Origin of the sequence: Pseudomonas sp. TH41, assembly GCF_016650695.1 — a bacterium.
Taxonomy (GTDB): Bacteria; Pseudomonadota; Gammaproteobacteria; order Pseudomonadales; family Pseudomonadaceae; genus Aquipseudomonas.
This window is the reverse complement of record NZ_JAEKFH010000003.1, coordinates 330,001-346,290: the sequence shown is the minus strand read 5'-3', so window position 1 is coordinate 346,290 and position 16,290 is coordinate 330,001. Positions and strand designations below refer to the sequence as shown.

At 58.6% G+C, this 16,290-nt stretch carries 18 protein-coding genes and 1 pseudogene (1 of these 19 only partly in view); 11 read left to right on the top strand and 8 right to left on the bottom strand.

The genetic code is table 11. The annotated features are described in order from the left end of the window. The first annotated feature begins 139 nt into the window (after positions 1 to 139). Complete coding sequence (locus tag JFU37_RS04330) at positions 140 to 625, top strand: GNAT family N-acetyltransferase (RefSeq protein ID WP_201113266.1); 486 nt, start codon at positions 140 to 142, stop codon at positions 623 to 625. Positions 626 to 753: 128 nt separating this feature from the next. On the opposite strand, the gene JFU37_RS04325 is transcribed toward JFU37_RS04330, so the two are convergent. Further along, the gene (locus tag JFU37_RS04325) at positions 754 to 1,212 is read right to left on the bottom strand and encodes a VOC family protein (RefSeq protein WP_201113264.1); all 459 of its coding nucleotides are present in this window, start codon (positions 1,210 to 1,212) and stop codon (positions 754 to 756) included. 329 nt (positions 1,213 to 1,541) lie between these two features. Between JFU37_RS04325 and JFU37_RS04320 the strand changes: the two genes are divergently transcribed. From JFU37_RS04320 to JFU37_RS04310, 3 genes are all read left to right on the top strand, one after another. Next, positions 1,542 to 2,756 (top strand): SfnB family sulfur acquisition oxidoreductase, encoded by a 1,215-nt coding sequence (locus JFU37_RS04320; protein ID WP_201113262.1) that lies wholly within the window; start codon positions 1,542 to 1,544, stop codon positions 2,754 to 2,756. A 2-nt stretch (positions 2,757 to 2,758) separates the two neighbouring features. After that, positions 2,759 to 3,424, top strand: coding sequence for a methionine ABC transporter permease (locus JFU37_RS04315; protein WP_201113260.1), 666 nt, complete (start codon positions 2,759 to 2,761; stop codon positions 3,422 to 3,424). Between the two features lie 77 nt (positions 3,425 to 3,501). Further along, positions 3,502 to 4,272: a MetQ/NlpA family ABC transporter substrate-binding protein gene (locus tag JFU37_RS04310; protein WP_201113258.1), complete on the top strand. Its 771-nt coding sequence runs from the start codon at positions 3,502 to 3,504 to the stop codon at positions 4,270 to 4,272. A 109-nt stretch (positions 4,273 to 4,381) separates the two neighbouring features. On the opposite strand, the gene soxR is transcribed toward JFU37_RS04310, so the two are convergent. Continuing rightward, complete coding sequence (soxR, locus tag JFU37_RS04305; protein WP_201113256.1) at positions 4,382 to 4,849, bottom strand: redox-sensitive transcriptional activator SoxR; 468 nt, start codon at positions 4,847 to 4,849, stop codon at positions 4,382 to 4,384. Positions 4,850 to 4,944: 95 nt separating this feature from the next. Between soxR and JFU37_RS04300 the strand changes: the two genes are divergently transcribed. Then, complete coding sequence (locus JFU37_RS04300; RefSeq protein WP_201113254.1) at positions 4,945 to 5,310, top strand: antibiotic biosynthesis monooxygenase; 366 nt, start codon at positions 4,945 to 4,947, stop codon at positions 5,308 to 5,310. On the opposite strand, the gene JFU37_RS04295 is transcribed toward JFU37_RS04300, so the two are convergent. Beyond that, positions 5,307 to 6,410: a sigma-54 interaction domain-containing protein gene (locus tag JFU37_RS04295; RefSeq protein ID WP_201113252.1), complete on the bottom strand. Its 1,104-nt coding sequence runs from the start codon at positions 6,408 to 6,410 to the stop codon at positions 5,307 to 5,309. The genes JFU37_RS04300 and JFU37_RS04295 overlap by 4 nt on opposite strands. A gap of 413 nt (positions 6,411 to 6,823) precedes the next feature. Between JFU37_RS04295 and JFU37_RS04290 the strand changes: the two are divergent. The 4 genes and pseudogenes from JFU37_RS04290 to JFU37_RS04275 all read left to right on the top strand — a co-directional run bounded on the left by JFU37_RS04290 (position 6,824) and on the right by JFU37_RS04275 (position 10,997). After that, a pseudogene (locus JFU37_RS04290) lies at positions 6,824 to 7,093 on the top strand (hypothetical protein). 96 nt (positions 7,094 to 7,189) lie between these two features. Beyond that, positions 7,190 to 7,804 carry a LysE family translocator gene (locus tag JFU37_RS04285; RefSeq protein WP_201113250.1) on the top strand — a complete coding sequence of 205 codons (615 nt, stop codon included), beginning with the start codon at positions 7,190 to 7,192 and terminating at the stop codon, positions 7,802 to 7,804. Positions 7,805 to 7,965: 161 nt separating this feature from the next. Next, positions 7,966 to 9,123: a cysteine desulfurase family protein gene (locus JFU37_RS04280; protein ID WP_201113248.1), complete on the top strand. Its 1,158-nt coding sequence runs from the start codon at positions 7,966 to 7,968 to the stop codon at positions 9,121 to 9,123. 65 nt (positions 9,124 to 9,188) lie between these two features. Then, positions 9,189 to 10,997 (top strand): aminopeptidase P family protein, encoded by a 1,809-nt coding sequence (locus tag JFU37_RS04275; protein WP_201113246.1) that lies wholly within the window; start codon positions 9,189 to 9,191, stop codon positions 10,995 to 10,997. Here JFU37_RS04275 and JFU37_RS04270 read toward each other — a convergent pair. Next, positions 10,990 to 11,898, bottom strand: coding sequence for a LysR family transcriptional regulator (locus tag JFU37_RS04270; protein WP_201113244.1), 909 nt, complete (start codon positions 11,896 to 11,898; stop codon positions 10,990 to 10,992). The two genes, JFU37_RS04275 and JFU37_RS04270, sit on opposite strands and share 8 nt — an antisense overlap. A gap of 116 nt (positions 11,899 to 12,014) precedes the next feature. Between JFU37_RS04270 and JFU37_RS04265 the strand changes: the two genes are divergently transcribed. After that, positions 12,015 to 13,013: a zinc-dependent alcohol dehydrogenase family protein gene (locus JFU37_RS04265; protein WP_201113242.1), complete on the top strand. Its 999-nt coding sequence runs from the start codon at positions 12,015 to 12,017 to the stop codon at positions 13,011 to 13,013. Here JFU37_RS04265 and JFU37_RS04260 read toward each other — a convergent pair. Beyond that, entirely contained in the window at positions 13,010 to 13,600 is a 591-nt protein-coding gene (locus JFU37_RS04260) for a 2-hydroxychromene-2-carboxylate isomerase (protein WP_201113240.1), read from the bottom strand. The genes JFU37_RS04265 and JFU37_RS04260 overlap by 4 nt on opposite strands. Before the next feature lie 36 nt (positions 13,601 to 13,636). Then, a complete protein-coding gene (locus JFU37_RS04255) occupies positions 13,637 to 14,365 on the bottom strand; it encodes an SDR family oxidoreductase (protein ID WP_201113238.1) in 729 nt (242 codons plus the stop codon). Between the two features lie 92 nt (positions 14,366 to 14,457). Here JFU37_RS04255 and JFU37_RS04250 point away from each other — a divergent pair, with 92 nt between their 5' ends. Next, positions 14,458 to 15,018, top strand: coding sequence for a TetR/AcrR family transcriptional regulator (locus JFU37_RS04250; protein ID WP_201113236.1), 561 nt, complete (start codon positions 14,458 to 14,460; stop codon positions 15,016 to 15,018). Between the two features lie 15 nt (positions 15,019 to 15,033). Here the strand turns inward: JFU37_RS04250 and JFU37_RS04245 are convergent, their stop codons facing one another. Both JFU37_RS04245 and rhtA read right to left on the bottom strand, forming a co-directional pair. Beyond that, positions 15,034 to 15,315 (bottom strand): hypothetical protein, encoded by a 282-nt coding sequence (locus tag JFU37_RS04245; RefSeq protein WP_201113234.1) that lies wholly within the window; start codon positions 15,313 to 15,315, stop codon positions 15,034 to 15,036. Positions 15,316 to 15,485: 170 nt separating this feature from the next. Further along, positions 15,486 to 16,290, bottom strand: the 3' portion of a protein-coding gene (gene rhtA, locus JFU37_RS04240; protein ID WP_201113232.1) for a threonine/homoserine exporter RhtA. The gene runs 83 nt beyond the window's last position; only the last 805 of its 888 coding nucleotides appear in the window; the start codon falls outside the window, past its right edge; the stop codon is at positions 15,486 to 15,488.

The window sequence follows — 16,290 nt, the reverse complement described above, 5'->3', positions numbered from 1 at the left end:
AAAGATCGCAGCCTGCGGCAGCTCCTACATTAGGTTCTGCGTTGCACATCAAATGAAACCTCTCTCCACTGGTGTAGCTGCCGTCGCCGGCGCTATCGTCCCCGGCAGCTTTTTCTCAATGGATTGAGGTAACAGCGCCATGAATGCATCGATACACATCAGCAAGGCAACCGCCGCCGACGCCGGCATCATCAGCCGGATCGTCGAGCGCTCCATCCGTGTCGGCTGTGCGCTCGACCACCGCAATGATGCAAAAATCGTCGCGGCCTGGGTCCACAACAAAACCGTTGAACACATCAGCGCCTGGCTGACTGACCATCGGTTGTACCTGAACATCGCCCTGTTGCAGGACAAACCGGTCGGCGTCGCCATGGCCGCGATCAGTGGCAAGGTCGCGTTCTGTTACGTGCAGCCGGAATGGTTTCGCCGGGGTGCCGGGCAAGCGCTGGTGCAGGACCTGGAAGGCTGGTTGATCAATCAGGGTTTACGTCAGGCACAACTCAACAGCACCCGAACCAGCGAAGCGTTTTACCGTCATTTGGGTTATCGGCCCTGCGCTCAAACTTTCGAGGTGTCGGGGCTCCACGCCATTCCCATGGACAAAGGCCTGTCGCCCCCTTCATAGAAAGCAGATCAAGGGTCTAAGCCCTTGGGCCCTTCGCGAGCAGGCTCACTCCCACATTTGACTGTGCGCACAAATCTACTGTGGGAGCGAGCCTGCTCGCGATGAGGCCATAACATCGACTGCAAAACTCAACCCTGGCTGAACATCTCCTTCGCCCGCTTTTCGATCTGCTCCTGTGTCAGATCTTCTTTACGCGTGGCCAGAAACCACAGATGCCCATAGGGGTCTTTCAAGGTCCCGGACCGGTCGCCATAAAACTGATCCTTGACCTCGGACACGACGATGCCACCGGCGGCAATCGCCTTGGCATAGGACTTATCGACGTCGGTCACGTACAGATGCAGCCCCACGGACGGTGATTTATCCGGATTGCTCAATGGCCCCTGATCGCACGGTGTGCCGAGCATGATCGGGCAGTCGCCGATGCGCAGTTCAGCGTGGCCGATGCCGCCGTCGGGCATGGACAGGCGCATGACTTCAATCGCGCCAAAGGCCTTCTTGTAAAAATCGATGGCTTCGGCCGCTTTCTGGATGCCCAGATACGGGGTGATGCTGTGATAACCCTCTGGAATGGGTTTGACGCTCATGATCGATCTCCCTGATTTTTGTTATGAAACAAAAAGTATTCCGAGCGAACAAATATAGTAGGAGCTGCCGAAGGCTGCGATCTTTTGACCCTGTCGCCAATAAGGTCAATACACAATCAAGATCAAAAGATCGCAGCCTTCGGCAGCTCCTACAGGTTTAAGGCATAACTAAGCCACTGTTCAGCCATCAACAGCGCTGCAACAGATTGCTCGGTTTTCTCATCAAAAAACCCTCGAGAAGGCGCTGAACTGCCCGAAAACAGGGGCTCCGGCTGTCAGGCACAGAAGCTGCAATGACCTCACCTAAACACTGGTACCGAGAGTCTTGTATGCCTGAATCTGCCGTTTATCCGATCAACCCACCGGCCGCCCATCGGATCGCCGATGAGGCCGAAGCCCTGCAGGTTGCCGAACGCGTGGCCGCCGTTTTACTGCAGCAGGATGCCGAGCGTGACCGCAGTCGCGAGGTGCCCGCCGAGATCGTCGACTTCTACTCCAACAGTGGTTTGTGGGGCATCAGTGTGCCGAAAGCCTTCGGTGGTGCGCAGGTGTCCTACGCGGTGCTGGCGCAGGTCATCGCCATCATCTCGGCAGCCGATCCGTCCCTGGGGCAAATCCCGCAAAATCACTATTGCCTGCTGGAAGACATTCGCCTCCAGGGCACGCCCGAGCAGCAGGCGCATTTCTTTGAGCTGGCACTGCAAGGTCATCGTTTCGCCAATGCCCTGTCGGAAACCGGCGGCAAGAACGTGCAGGATATTCAGGCGACCCTCCGCCGTTATGGCGACGGCCATGTGATCAACGGCCGCAAGGGTTACTGCACCGGTTCGCTGTATGCCCACTGGCTGGCGGTGCTGGCGCTGGATGAGGATCAGAACGGCCAGCTGTCTTTCGTCGAGCGCGCAACCCCAGGGCTGGTGATCGTCGACGATTGGGACAGCATCGGCCAGCGCACCACGTCCAGCGGCACGGTGCTGGCCGAGGACCTGCACGTCTCGGCGTTCAATGTGTTCCCGACCTATCGCTCGTATGAAAGCCCGACCCTGGCCGGCCCGTTTGCGCAATTGACCACTGCCGCCATCGATGCCGGCATTGCCCGGGCGGCCCTGCGCGACACCATTGCGTTCGTTCAACAATTTGCCCGGCCGTGGATCGACGCGGGTGTGGAAAAAGCCAGCGAAGACCCGCTGACCATCATTCAGGTCGGGGGCCTGGAGATTCGTCTGGAAGCCGCCGAAGCCTTGCTGGAACGGGCGGGTCTAGCCCTGGATGCGGCGCGGCCGGCGCCGGATGAAGACAACGTCGCCCGTGCCTCCCTGGCGGTGGCCAAGGCCAAGGTGCTGACCACCGAAATCGCCATCGAGGCCAGCAACAAACTGTTCGAACTCGGCGGCACTCGCTCGACGCTGAAGCAGCACAACTTCGATCGCCACTGGCGCAACGCGCGGGTTCACACCTTGCACGACCCGGTGCGCTGGAAGTACCACGTGGTCGGCAACTGGCTGCTCAACGGCGTGAAACCTCCGCGCCACGACTGGTCGTGATCATGGCTGAACTGCTGAAAAACATTTATTGGGCCGACATCGCCCAGGCATGTCTCGACACCCTGAGCATGCTCGGTGCCGCCCTCGGTTTTACCGTGCTGTTGGGGTTGCCGCTGGGGGTCGTGTTATTCCTCACCGGCAAGCGCCAGTTACATGAAGCCGTCGGCGTTTATCGGGTGCTGTCGATCATCGTGAACATGCTGCGTTCGCTGCCATTCATCATTTTACTGATCGTATTGATTCCCCTGACCACGCTGCTGGTAGGCACTTCGCTCGGCGTGCCGGGGACGATTCCGCCGCTGGTGGTGGGTTGCACGCCGTTCTTCGCGCGGCTGGTGGAAACCGCGTTGCGTGAAGTCGATCGCGGGGTGGTGGAAGCGACCCAGGCCATGGGCGCGAACACTTGGCAGATTATCCGCCACACCTTGTTGCCCGAAGCACGGGGAGGGCTGTTGGCCGCCGTCACTGTCACGGCCATTGTGCTGGTGGATTACACCGCAATGGCCGGGGTGATTGGCGGCGGCGGCCTTGGCGACCTGGCGATTCGCTACGGCTACCAGCGTTTTCAAACCGACGTGATGGTGGTGACCGTGGTGCTTCTGCTGATCCTGGTCCAGGCCCTGCAAATGACCGGCGACCGGTTGGTGGCGCGCTATAGCCATCGCTGAACCTTTAACTCAAACCCCAAAAAATCGGCCCCACGTCCACCCCACGACGGCCACTTAAATCTGCCTTGGAGCACAGCATGAAAAAGACCCTGGCCATACTGGCTGCCGTTGTGTCGTTGAGCGTTCACGCTAACGAAAAACTGACCGTTGGCGCCACCCCGGTGCCGCACGCGGAAATTCTCGAATTTGTTAAACCAACACTGGCCAAGGAAGGCGTGGACCTGGACATCAAGGTCTTCACTGACTTCATCCAGCCCAACCAGCAGTTGGCATTGAAGAACCTCGACGCCAACTATTACCAGTACCGTCCGTTTCTCGATGACTACAACAAGACCCGCCACACCAATCTGGTGCCGGTGGTCGGGGTGCACATCGAACCGTTCGGGGCGTACTCGACCAAAATCAAAAACATCGCCGAACTCAAGGATGGCGCTACCGTGTCGATCCCCAACGACCCGGTGAACACCGGTCGCGCGCTGGTGCTTTTGCACGAAGCAGGGCTGATCAAACTCAAGGACCCGAGCAACACCCTGGCGACGCAGCGCGACATCGTTGAAAACCCCAAGCACCTGAAGATCCGTGAACTGGAAGGCGCGTTGCTGGCCCGTTCGGTGAGCCAAGTGGACCTGGCGTTTGTCTTCGCCAACTACGCCCTGGAAGCTGGGATCGACACCAACAGCGCGTTGATCGTCGAGAAGGGCAAGAGCCTGTACATCGAATTCCTCGTCGCACGGCCGGACAACATCAACGACCCTGGCCTGCAGAAACTGGCCAAGGCGTTGAACTCCGATGAGGTCCGGCAGTTCATTTTGACCCGCTATAAAGGGCAGATTGCGCCGGGGTTCTAAATTCCCGCTGACTGACAGGACGCCTTCGCGAGCAGGCTCGCTCCCACATAGGATTTGTGAACGCCACAGATCTCCTGTGGGAGCGAGCCTGCTCGCGAAGGCCGCGCCGCTATTCCGGATCAACTCCCGATTCCAACAGCTGCGCCCCCGGCCCACGCTCCCCCAATACATCACCAAAATTACGCAACGGACACGCCTCCATCGACAAACACCCACACCCGATGCAGCCATTGAGCCGGTCCCGCAACATCACCAACTGGTTGATCCGCTCATCCAGATCCCGACTCCACTGCGCCGACAACACCTTCCAGTCCGCCGCCGTGGGCGCCCGGTTATCCGGTAGGGATTTCAACGCCTCACCAATCTCCGCCAACGGAATCCCCAACCGCTGCGCCACCTTGATCAACGCCACCCGCCGCAACACTTCCCGTGGATAACGCCGCTGGTTGCCCTGATTGCGATGGCTTTTGATCAATCCCTTGGATTCATAAAAGTGCAGCGCCGTGACCGCCACACCGCTGCGGGCGGCGACTTGGCCAACGGTGAGTTCTTTATGCAAATTTTCCGAGGTGATCATTTAAACAATGCCCCTTGACCTCTAGTTAACTAGAGGTTTTACCCTGCAGGCCTTCGGATCGCAAGATCCGGCTTACACGTCAGTGGGGACTTTTCATGCAAGCGCCAGAGAAAAATCGCAGCTTCACCCAATTGATCGAATTCGAGATCGAACCCCATCACCAACATGCACTGGTGTCGGCATTATCGAAACAAACCGAGCACCTGGCCCAGAGCAACAGCGGTTTTCTGAGCGCCAGCATCCAGGCCAGCGACGACGGCCGGCGGGTGCTCAACTACTTGCAATGGCAATCTCGCGAAGCGGGTGAAGCCGCGTTCCAGCGTTTTGAAAGTGGCGAGCAGGATTTCTGGCAACTGATCCGTGCCCATCAGGCGAAAACCGTGACCTTCGGCTCGTTCCAGGTACTGCACAGTCTGGAGCGTAGCCACGACAACGCGTTGCACTGCAATCTGGTGGGTTAAATCGACAGCTGCATCAAGCGCTCACCCAGCACATTTTCCGTGGGGCGGCGCTTGTTCACCGCCAGCTCACCGATCTTGATCAATCGTGTGCGGGTGACGTTGCGGCTCAGCCCCAGCAGTGCTGCCGTGTGGACCTGGTTGTAATGGCTGAAGCGATAAGCCGCCCGCAATAAAGCGTCTTCTACCTTTTCGTGCAGTGCGCCCGCCTGTTCCTCGAAAAGTTTTTGAAAGGCCCGGTCGAGCAAGGCTTGCGCTGAATCGTCGATATTCGCCTGGTAGTCGTCCTGGCGCTCGATGCGCAGGTTCGATAGCCGCAGGTCTTCGCACTCGATCACGCCATTGCGGCAGATCAGCAGGGTGTGGTGAATGACGTTTTCCAACTCGCGGATGTTGCCCGGCCAACTGTAGCTGCGCAGTTTCAGTTCAGCGTCTTTGCTGATGGTAATGCTGCCGTAGCCCAAGCGCTGGCTGTAGGCTTTGACGAAATGTCGGGTCAGCGGCAGGACGTCGCCGGGGCGGTCGCGCAGGGGACTCAATTCCAGGTTGACCACGTTAAGGCGGTAGTACAAATCCTCACGGAAATGCCCGGCGCTGATGGCTTTTTCCAGTTGCACATTGGTCGCGGCCAGTACGCGCACATTGATGGGAGTGCTCTTGCGCGAACCCAGTCGCACCACTTCGCGCTCCTGCAGCACCCGCAGCAACTTGACCTGAATCGCCATTGGCAAGTCGCCGATTTCATCGAGGAACAACGTGCCGCCGTCGGCCTCTTCGAACCAGCCGGCCTTGGCACTCAGCGCCCCGGTAAAGGCACCTTTTTCATGGCCGAACAATTCGGCCTCCACCAGGGATTCGGAGAACGCGCCGCAGTTCACCGCCACGAACGGCCGGTTGCGTCGCGCGCTGAGGTTGTGGATATGTCGGGCAACCAGCTCCTTGCCAGTGCCGGTTTCGCCGATGATCAGTACGCTGGCTTCACTCGGCGCGACCTGCTGCAAATGCGTGAGCAAGGCCTGGGATTTCGGATCTTCGAACACCTGGGCCGTGGCGCGGATCGAAGTGGCCAGTGCGGGCGAGGGCGGTAAGGTCAGCAGTTGCATGGGGCAAGCTCCATGAATAGAAGGCTATGAATAGAAAGTCGACACATCATCCCTGTGGGAGCGAGCTTGCTCGCGAAGACGTCCGCCCAGTCGACACTGAAGTTGGCTGTTCAGGCCCATTCGCGAGCAAGCTCGCTCCCACAGGGATGATTTGTCAGGCATTCGATGGGGCGTTCAGCACATGGAGCGGTAGGCGTGAAGGTCTGTTTAATCGACGGAGTTGTTATAAACACTCTCCCTTATTCCGTAAAAGATCATTAAAAAATATTTATAGATCATAAGTGAATATAAAAATAGGCTGACCGCGATCTTTTGACCGTGATACCCACTATCGAGCGCGTTGATTTCTACTGAGCCAAGGCCGGGCGTAGCCTGTGTTCATTGCCCCGAACACAGATGTCAGGACGCCAGACATGAAACCTCTAATCGCGATATCCATGCTCCTAGCGGTCTCCGTTCTCGCCGGATGTGCAAGCCATGTTTCACCGGAATTGCGGCCATACACGGCGGAAGAAAGCCGGGAACTGGCACTGGAGAACCTGAATCGTCGCGGTTTGTCCTTCGACGAATACCAGGCGAAAAAAGCCGAATTGCTCGGCTAACCACAGAAGTCGTTCAGTTTTGACAAGCATGGCGAGATGAACGCCGAACGTGCTGTACAGCTTCACGGCCACCCTAGCTGAGACTGTACTGCTCGAACTTTCACCCAACTGTCCATGGGTTTCCCGCAGGGCGTGCGATAGGGTCAATACCTGACTGACCTTGATGGACTGCCGCTCATGACGCTCTCATTCGATCTGATGCTGGGCTTCGCCCTGTTTGCGCTCGTCACCTCGATCACGCCAGGCCCGAACAACACCATGTTGCTGGCATCGGGCGTGAACTTCGGCTTTAACCGGACCATCCCCCATATGCTGGGCATCACCTGCGGCTTCTTTGTGCTGGTCGTGGCAGTGGGTTTCGGTCTGGGCGCCGTGTTCAAAACCTATCCGTTGCTCTACAGCGTGCTGCGTTACGTCGGGGCGGCGTATTTGCTGTACCTGGCGTGGAAAATCGCCCATTCCGGGCCGGTTTCCGAGCGTGACGAAGGCAAGAGCAAACCGATCAGCTACCTCGGCGCCGCCGCGTTTCAGTGGGTCAACCCTAAGGCCTGGATCATGGCGATCGGTGCCATCAGCACTTACACACCCATGCAGGGCTATTTCACCAACGTGATCGTGATTGCAGCGGTCTTCGCCCTGATCAACCTGCCGAGCGTTGGCGTCTGGGCCGCTTGTGGCACGCTGTTGCGCAATGTGCTGAAGGATCGCCGCTGGTTGCGCCTGTTCAACTGGGGCATGGCCGCATTGCTGGTGGTTTCGTTGTATCCGTTGTTGCTTGAAAGCTTTCGCTGACGCATTGCTTCAACCGGTTGCCCGATGCCTGTTAAGCTCGACTTCAGGAGCGTTCCTACGCACTTTTAAATGAAGTCGTACTTCTTTAACGCATCCGATCAGGTATTGCTGGTGCGGTGGTTTCCAGCACCTGATCCCGGAACAAGCTCTGCGAGTCTTTTATGAATAAACGTCCGTTGTATTTCGACTACGCCGCCACCACGCCGGTGGATGAGCGGGTCATCAAGGTCATGGTCGAGTGTCTGGGTTTTAGCGGCAACTTCGGCAACCCGGCGTCCAGCTCCCACGCGTTTGGCCAACAGGCCCGACAATCGGTCGAGCAAGCGCGGCGTCAGGTGGCCGAACTGGTCGGCGCCCAAGCGGAACAGATCGTCTGGACCTCCGGTGCCACTGAGTCCAATAACCTCGCCCTCAAGGGCGTCGCCCAGGCTCGCGGTATTTCCGGCGGCCACATCATCACCAGTCAGATTGAACACAAGGCGATTCTCGACACCGCAAAACAATTGCAGGACGCGGGTGTTACGGTGACTTATCTGGTGCCTGACGCCGAGGGGCTGATTACCCCGCAAGCGGTCAGCGAGGCGATGCGCGAGGACACCTTTCTGGTCTCGCTAATGCTGGTCAATAACGAACTGGGCACCGTCAACGACATTCCGGCCATCGGCCAGGTGGTGCGTGATCGCGATGCGTTGTTCCATGTCGACGCGGCCCAGGGCGCGGGCAAAGTGGCGATTGACCTGGCTCAGTGGCCGGTGGATTTGATGTCGTTCTCCGCGCACAAGATTTATGGCCCCAAGGGCATTGGCGCGCTGTATGTCGGCCCTCGCGCGCAGCAGCGTTTACAGGCGCAGATTCACGGCGGTGGTCACGAGGGCGGGTTACGTTCGGGCACTTTGGCGACTCACCAGATTGCTGCCATGGGCGCGGCTTTCGCGTTGGCAGCGCAAGTGTTCGCTGAAGAAAAAGACACGATTGTGCGTCTGCGCGAGCGTTTGCTCGAACAGCTACTGAGCATTCCCGGCGTTCGCCTCAATGGCAGCCCGATCCAGCGGATTCCCCATACCCTGAGCCTGACCTTCGACGAAGGCGAGTTCAATTCCGCCGCGCTGAGCACATCGATCGCGTTTTCCGCGACGTCGGCCTGCAACTCCGCGAGCAATGCGCCGTCCCATGTGCTGCTAGCGTTAGGGCATGACGCGCGCTCGGCCGGTCGAACCATTCGCTTGAGTCTCGGGCGTTTCACCACCGAGCAGGACATCGACCAAGCAGTTGAACTGATTAAAGCGGCCTGCGCCAGTGCTCCGGCATTCTGGCAGTAGCGTCTTAAAGCGCCGACCCGTATCGGCACTCAACAATAATGATGAAGTGGTTAGCAGGAGACACGATGAGTACGCAGCCTTCGATCAATGGGTCAGTGCCCCAGCGCCTGGCGCAAACCCGCGAACTGATGAGCCGGGAAGGCATTCACGCCTTGCTGGTGCCGTCGGCCGACCCGCACCTCTCGGAATACCTGCCGGGCTATTGGCAAGGGCGGCAATGGCTGTCGGGTTTCCACGGTTCGGTCGGCACCTTGATCGTCACCCCGGACTTTGCCGGCGTCTGGGCTGACAGCCGTTACTGGGAGCAAGCGACCAAGGAACTCAAAGGCAGCGGCATCGAATTGGTCAAGCTGCAACCGGGTCAGCCCGGTCCGCTGGACTGGCTGGCCGAGCAAACCCCTGAAGGCGGCGTCGTTGCGGTAGATGGTGCGGTGATGGCCGTGGCGTCGGCGCGTACGTTGAGCGGCAAACTCGAGGAGCGCGGCGCACGTCTGCGCACCGACATCGATTTGTTGAGCGACGTCTGGAGCGATCGTCCGACGCTGCCGAATGAGCCGATCTATCAACACTTGCCGCCACAGGCAACAGTCAGCCGTGGTGAAAAACTCGCCAAACTACGTGAAACGCTTCAGGCACGTGGTGCCGACTGGCATTTCATCGCGACCCTCGATGACATCGCCTGGCTGTTCAACCTGCGCGGCGGTGATGTGTCGTTCAACCCTGTGTTCGTGTCCTTTGCCTTGATCAGCCAGCAGCAGGCGACATTGTTTGTGGCGCTGAGCAAGGTCGACGCCGAGTTGCGTGCGGTCCTTGAACAAGACGGCGTGACCCTGCGTGATTACAGCGAAGTGGCGGCAGCCTTGCGCGCGGTACCGAGTGGGGCGAGCTTGCAGGTCGACCCGGCCCGGGTCACGGCGGGTTTGCTGGATAATCTGGACAGTGGCGTGAAACTGGTCGAAGGCCTGAACCCGACCACCCTGGCCAAATCGCAGAAAAGCCTGGCCGATGCCGAGCACATTCGTCAGGCCATGGAGCAGGACGGCGCGGCGCTGTGTGAATTCTTCACCTGGCTGGACACCGCGCTGGGGCGTGAACGCGTCACCGAACTGACCATCGATGAACACCTGACGGCCGCGCGTACTCGACGTCCAGGTTATGTGTCGCTGAGTTTCAATACCATTGCCGCGTTCAATGCCAATGGCGCCATGCCGCATTACCACGCTACCGAAGAAGAACACGCGGTGATCGAAGGCGACGGCCTGTTGCTGATCGACTCCGGCGGCCAGTATTTGGGCGGTACCACCGACATCACCCGGATGGTGCCGGTCGGTACGCCAACCGATGAGCAGAAGCGCGACTGCACGCGGGTACTCAAAGGCGTGATTGCGCTGTCCCGTGCGCAATTTCCTCGGGGCATTCTGTCGCCGTTGCTGGACTCCATCGCCCGGGCGCCGATCTGGGCGGAGAGCGTCGATTACGGTCACGGCACCGGTCACGGCGTTGGTTATTTCCTGAATGTTCACGAAGGTCCGCAAGTCATCGCCTATCAGGCCGCTGCGGCGCCGCAAACCGCGATGCAACCCGGCATGATCACCTCGATCGAACCGGGCACTTACCGTCCGGGCCGCTGGGGCGTGCGGATCGAGAACCTGGTATTGAACCGCGAGGCGGGCAGCAGCGAATTCGGTGAATTCCTGAAGTTCGAAACCCTGACCCTGTGCCCGATCGACACGCGCTGCCTGGAGCCGTCGCTGCTGACGCTGGACGAGAAGCAGTGGTTCAACGCCTACCACGCCGAAGTGCGCGAACGGTTGAGCCCGTTGCTCGACGGCGCAGCCCTTGAATGGCTGAACACCCGCACCGCAGCTATCTGACCGGCTTGAGTTCAGGCGCTGTTTCCAGCGCCTGGCTCATGTAGTCGACAAAGGCTTTGACCCTGGCGGATTGGCGACGATTGGCCGGGGACACGGCATGAATCGGCAGCGACTGCGCGGTGTAGTCCTGCAAAATGGCCGTCACTCGACCGGCTTTCAGATCCTCGCTGAACAGCCACACTGGCGACAGCGCAATCCCCAATCCCCCCAGCACCATCTCGCGAATCGCCTCGGAATTGTTACTTTGCGCATTGCCCTTGATCCGCACTTCGTGACGTCGGGCGTCTTTTTCGTAAGCCCATAGGTTTTGACTGTTCAGCAAGTTGAACTGCAGGCAGTTATGCCCGCCCAGTTCTTGCGGCGTTTGCGGCTGGCCGTGTTGTTTGAGATAGACGGGGGCTGCGACAGTGACTCGATGGGTCGTACCGATGCGTCGGGCGATCAAGCCGCTGTCGTTTAGCTCGCCGATCCTGAACGTGACGTCCAATCCTTCGCTGACCAAGTCCTGGTTTTGATCACTGAGTTGCAGATCGATCTGCACCTGTGGGTATTTAGTCAGAAAACCCGGCAGTCGCGACGCAATCTGCAAACGTCCAAAGCTCACTGACGAGCCAATTCTGAGGTTTCCAGCAACGGTTTCGCGCCCTGAATGAAAGCTGTGCTCCGCAGCATCCACGGCCGCGAGGATGTGTCGACATTCGCTGTAGTACCGCTGACCTTCGTCGGTCAGGGAGAGCTTCCGGGTACTGCGGGCAATCAGCTTGCCCCCCAGCTCGGTTTCCAGCGCTCGCAGGACTTTGCTGATGGTGGGTTGGCTGGTCTGCAACTCTCGGGCGACGGCCGAAAAGCTACCGCGTTCGACCACACGGACGAAGATCGCCATTGCATTGAGTTTGTCCATGGGCTTTCTCATTGATGCCAATTGGGCATGATCACTATAGCGATATGACGCCTTATCGGCATGAATGACTAAGCGCAAGATTTATCCCACAGCCACCTCTGACGGGAATTTGCGAAATGACTGACTCACTTGAAATGCGCGCTCTGATTGTTGACTCGGCCAACGGGCCGTTACGCTTGGCTTTAATTCAGCGTCCTGTGCCTGCAGCGGGTCAGGTGTTGGTCAGGATCAGGGCCAGCGGGGTGAATCCTCTGGATGGAAAAATTCGTGCGGGCCAGGCAGACCATGCTCGGCAGCCGTTGCCCGCGGTATTGGGTATTGATCTTGCGGGCGTTGTTGAAGTGTTGGGGGAGGGCGTCAGCGGATGGCTGCCGGGCGATGAGGTCTACGCAATGGCGACCGGAATTGGCGGTGCGCAGGGTTCGCTGGCTGAATACGCGGTGGTTGATGCCCGATTGTTGGCGCGTAAACCGCGCAATCTGAGTCTGCGCGAAGCAGCAGGGTTGCCGTTGGTGTTGATCACGGCATGGGAAGGATTGGTGGACCGGGCTCGGGTGCGAGCGGGTCAGAAAGTATTGATTCATGGCGGCGCGGGTGGGGTCGGGCACGTTGCTGTGCAAATAGCACGCGCCTTGGGTGCCGAGGTGTTCGCCACCGGCTCAGCCAGTCAACAAGCGATCTTCGAAGGGTTCGGTGCGACATTTATTGATTACCGCGCGTCCTCGGTTGAGGACTACGTGGCCGAGTACACGAGCGGGGAGGGTTTCGATATCGTCTACGACACGGTGGGCGGTGAAACGCTGAATGCGTCGTTCAAGGCGGTCCGGATTTATCACGGCCATGTGGTGAGCTGCCTGGGTTGGGGCCAGCACAGCCTCGCGCCGCTATCGTTTCGCGGAGCGACTTATTCCGGGGTGTTTACCTTATTGCCGTTGTTGACTGGCAAGGGGCTTGAGCATCATGGACAGATTCTTCGAGAAGCGGCGCAATTGATCGAGGCGGGCAAGTTGAAACCGTTGGTAGACCCTCGGCATTTCACATTACAAAACGCCGAGGCCGCCCATGAGCTGCTGATGTCCGGAGCAGCACAGGGGCGGTTGGTCGTCGAGATTTAACGCAGGGCTTCAAGGACGAAGTCCAGTCGATCCTGGCCGAAGAACAATTGATTATCGACAAACATGCTCGGTGCGCCGAATACACCTCGCTGCACGGCTTTCTCGGTGTTGTTCTTGAGCGCGGCTTTGACCTCCTCATCGGCGGTCAGGGTCATTATCTGATTGGGATCGAAGCCGTTCTGTGTCAGAACGATCGCGACGGTTGCCGGGTCATCGAGGCTGCGGCCTTCAACCCAAAGGGCTTGAAACAGGCAGTCGATAAAGGCCTGAAAGCGTTCGGGATGGCGCAGTTGCATGCCTGTTACGGCGCGCATCAGCATCAGGGTATTGATGGGAAAGTGCGGATTGTACTTGAGCGGCACGCCGTAGCGTTTGGCATAGCGGTCCAGGTCCTGAAACATATACCGGCCCTTGGCCGGGATAGTCGCCGGGGAGGCGTTGCCAGTGGCTTTGAAGATACCGCCCAGCAATATTGGGATGTAGATCAGCTGACTGTCGGTCTGTTGGCAGATTGTTGGCAGTTGGGTGTAGGCCAGGTAGGTGGCTGGGCTGCCGAGGTCGAAGTAGAACTCCACGGTTTTGCTCATGGTCGATACGCTCTGCTTAGTGTTGTGGGGGAGGGCTTACCAACGTTCGCTCCAGGGGCGCAGATCCAGTTCGAAGGTCCAGGCGTCTCGGGGCTGGCTGTGCAGGTACCAATAATTCTCGGCGATGTGCTCGGGGTTGAGGATGCCGTCCTGATCCTTGGTCGCGTACTTTTCGGGAAAGGTGTCTCTAATGAAGTCGGTATCGATGGCACCGTCGACGACAACGTGGGCGACGTGAATATTCATCGGACCCAGTTCGCGGGCCATACTTTGGGCCAGTGCACGAATACCGTGCTTGGCTCCGGCGAATGCCGCGAAACCCGCGGCACCACGCATGCCGGCGGTGGCACCGGTGAACAGGATAGTGCCACGCTGACGCTTGGCCATGCGCTTGGCCACTTCACGGGCATTGAGAAAGCCTGAGAAGCAGGCCATTTCCCAGATTTTGAAATATTTGCGGGCGGTTTCTTCGAGAATGCTGCATGGCACATTGGCGCCGATATTGAAGACGAACGCTTCGATGGGGCCGATTTCGCTTTCTATCTGCTCGACCAGGGCAACCACATCCTCTTCTTTGCGCGCATCGCAGGCAAAACCGTAGGCCTGGCCACCGTCAGCCTTGATGGCATCCACCAGCGGCTGGAGTTTGTCCGCGCTACGCCGGGTGACACAGGCCACAAATCCTTCCTGTGCAAAACGCTTGGCAATGGAGCCGCCTGTGGCATCCCCAGCGCCGACAACCAATACGACCTTCTTGTTATTCATGAGTAGATCCCTTTGTTAAACGATCGTTAACTGAACGAACGTTATGCTACGATTCGGCAAGCGTCAAGGCGAACAATCCTGAGGGCAAGGCAATGCGATACTCGGCCAATCACAAGCTGGAAACCAAAGAGAAGTTGCTGGAAAGCAGTGCGGTGTCCGCCAAGAAGTCCGGGTTTTCGACGGTGGGGGTCGACGGTTTGATGAAGGCTATCGGTTTGAGCGGGGGGGCTTTCTACAGTCACTTTTCGTCGAAGGACGAATTGTTCGCTTCAATTGTCGAGCGTGAGCTGGGCCAAAGCCTGGCTCGATTGGGCGCTGACCAGGGCCGCGACAAACTCGAGCGCTGCGTGAAGCATTACCTGACCATGGCTCATGTCGAGCACCCGGAATCCGGTTGTGCCTTGCCGACATTAGGCGCTGAAATTGCTCGCTCCGACGTGATGGTTCGTCAGCAAGCGGAAAGCTGGATTTGTCGACTTCAGGAGAGTTGGGCACGGGTTTTGGAAAGCGACAGCCTGGCCTGGGCGATTTTGTCGCAATGCATCGGTGCATTGGTGGTGGCGAGAATGCTGGCCACTCCGGACATTCAGCGCAGGGTGCTGAAGTCCAGTTACGATGAGATTGGCCGCCAGATCTCAAGTCCACGAACCTGACAGGGCGGCATCAACCTATTTGCAGATGACGATCATGCTGCGGCTGGTATAGCCGGCAGGGTTGAGGCCAAACGGATAATCGCCTGGTTCTTCCACGGCGTCCCCTGACTTGGCGACAACCTTGTATCCCTTGGGGGCACATGAGTTGGCTGCGCTGGTGTAGCACTTGTCCCAGGATGACGACAGCCCGGAACAGTTGATATGAAGTCCTTTCTTGCCGCGCTTCGTATGCGTTTCCGATGTCGCCGCGCAGCCCGCAACTGCGAGTACAGCGATCAGTATCAAAATTCGTTTCATTGCCGTCCTTATTAGCGTCCCCGGATCTAGCGCCCGGGTTTGGCTGTTTTCGCTTTTTGCATGAAGCGCTTTGAGATCTCTATCCTGAAAAATCCATGTCTGACGCCGGGTTACGGCCCTAAACATGGCCTAATTGAGCGTTAAATACCAGACCCACGTCAAATCCGATATCAATCGGCTGCGACCGCAGGCTTCGCAGCACTCCCCATGGTCATGGTCGCGCCAACGGAAGCCAGAATGATGCAGGCGATGGCCATCCACTGTGACAGCGTGAGGTATTCGTGGAGGAACAGCAGGCCAGACAATGCGCCGATCGCAGGTTCAATACTCATTAGTGTGCCGAAGGTACGGGCCGGCATTCGGGTGAGCGCGATCATCTCCAGCGTATAGGGCAAAGCAGTGGAGAGAAGGGCGACACCAATGGCCACGGGAATCAGCGAGGGCGTCAGCAATGCAGCGCCAGCATGGACGATGCCGATAGGGGCCACAAACAGGGCCGCGATCATTACCCCCAGTGCCGCGGTCTGAACCCCATTGTCGGCACCGGCCTTTTGACCGAACAGAATGTACAGGGCCCAGCAAACACCGGCGCCCAAGGCATAACCGGCGCCTACCAAGTCGATTCCCGCCGCTGTTGCTCCAATAGGTACTAATAGCAGCAGGCCTACGGCGGCGAGGGCGATCCACAAGAAATCGATCGCGCGACGTGAGGCATAGATAGCTACCGCCAGTGGCCCGGTGAACTCTAGCGCTACCGCGATACCCAGGGGCACTGTCTGCAAGGACATATAAAAGAGGAAGTTCATGCCGCCCAGCGCCATTCCGTAGACGATGACGGTGCGCAGGGATTTCGCCGTGAGCTTCGCCCGCCATGGGCGCAGAATCATCATCATGATCACGCTGGCGAAAATGAGACGCAGGGTAGTGGTCCCTTGCGCGCCAACAATAGGAAACATGCTTTTGGCCAGGGAGGCG